Source organism: Citrobacter sp. TBCS-15 (assembly GCF_005280815.1).
Taxonomy (GTDB): domain Bacteria; phylum Pseudomonadota; class Gammaproteobacteria; order Enterobacterales; family Enterobacteriaceae; genus Citrobacter; species Citrobacter werkmanii.
In genome coordinates, this window is the sequence record NZ_SZWK01000029.1 from 1 (window position 1) to 1,782 (window position 1,782).

A 1,782-nucleotide genomic window follows, 5' to 3' on the forward strand; every position below is an offset into this window, starting at 1 on the left:
GCCATCTAAAAATGTTGGTTTTGGGTCATTGAAAATGTAGGAAATGGGCCACCCAAATTGTTGGTTTTGGGCCCATCACTTTATTTACTTTTTGGGGTTTTGGTTTTCTTCTCACTATAGTCTTTCATTCTATAAGATTTTCCAGTAATAGAAATGACTTTAGAATGATGAACCAAGCGGTCCAATAAAGCATTCGTTAATTTCTTATCTTGAAGAAACTCAGACCATTGAGAAAGTGGGATATTCGTAGTAATCAACGTGGATTTCTTTTCATATCTCATATTAATCAGTTGAAAGAGAAGACTCGCTCCATCTCTTGAAAAGGGCAGATAACCCACTTCATCAATAACAAGTACATCATAATTGGCATACTGTTTTAATACTCGCTCTAAAGTTCCTTTTTGATTGGCTCTTAATAAACGGTCCACTAATTCAGTACTCATACAAAAGTAAGAGCTATAACCTTTCTCTAGGGCTTCTAAAGTGATAGAAATAGCTAAATGTGTCTTACCTACGCCACTATTGCCAATGAAGAGAAGATTCTCATGCTTATCTAAAAAACGTAAGGTATGTAAATCTAAAATCTCTGCTTTATTAATTTTCGGTTGAAACTGAAAATCAAAGTCCATCACACGCTTTTCATAAGGCAGATGGGCTTTTTTTAATCGTCTTTCCTGAAGGAGCGCTTCTCGTTCACGAAGTTCTTCACTCAAGAGTTCATGAAGGCCCTCTACTAAGGAAATATCCGCATGCTCATCTAAGAACTCTGGTAAGAGCTGACGCACACGATCGAGTTTTAAATGGTCCAATTGGTTGAGTAATTGATGATAAGTTGTCATAAGCGCTCCCTTCACAATAAATCGTAGGCTTGAAGATTCTCATCCACATAAGCCTCTAGTTCGTCTTCTTCAAGATGTTTGAAGACATCTGATTTAAGAATTTCAACGTAATCTTCACGGCGATAATTAAAGGGACGGTCGCTTAAAGGATGACGAGCAATCAAGCGTTGGTCACAATAGACTTTAAGGTCCTCTTGTTCTTTTTCACAGGTTACGGTCTGTCCAATATATTTAACCGGCACTGAATATTTACGCCCTTCAAAGATCACAAGTGCCTCTTTAGAGACTTTTCGAGTCAAAGGAACACTCAATTGACTATAAACTTTGAGAAGCTCTAAATCAAAAGCCTTGAGATTCAACGCCTCTTGGTCAAGACGTTCAGAAGGTGAGGTTCCAATCGCTTGAGAGATTTCTTTATGATTCAAATCTTCCATCAATTGTTGGACCAGTGCTTGTAATTCTTCAAGGTCTTCAAACTCATTGTTAAAGACAAGCAGGCGGTCAACAGTTCTCGCAAGCGCTTCTACTTTACCTTTGGTTTGAGGTCTGAATGGCCGACAAGCAATGGGTTTAAATCCAGCATCTTTTGCATACTGCCTGAATCGTTCATTGAAAACAACATTTGAGAATTGACTTTTAGAATGGTCCACCACTGTTTTCATATTGTCAAACCAAATTTCTTCAGGGACACCTCCGAATTTCTCAAAAGCGTGATTGAGACACTCAAAGAGTGTGGGTTGGAGACGGTCGACGGTCAATTGAAGATACTTCATCCGAGAGTAGCCAAGAATATACAGAAAGATATTAATCGTAAACACTTCACCATTGCGTGAGATCAGTTTTAAATTTTCTTTCCAGTCGACTTGAGCAGAAAGTCCAGGCGTTGTTTCAATTCGAATCGTTGCTTTATGTTTGCAGGATTCTCGAATCAATCTGGCATAGC

General features: G+C 38.6%; 2 protein-coding genes. Both read right to left on the minus strand.

Translation table 11 applies throughout. The annotated features are described in order from the left end of the window. Positions 1-80: 80 nt before the first annotated feature. Positions 81-839: an IS21-like element IS712 family helper ATPase IstB gene (gene istB / locus FDW96_RS02780; protein ID WP_003331414.1), complete on the minus strand. Its 759-nt coding sequence runs from the start codon at positions 837-839 to the stop codon at positions 81-83. 11 nt (positions 840-850) lie between these two features. Continuing rightward, on the minus strand, positions 851-1,782 hold a 932-nt coding region (gene istA / locus FDW96_RS02785), incomplete at its 5' end, for an IS21-like element IS712 family transposase (RefSeq protein WP_137365189.1).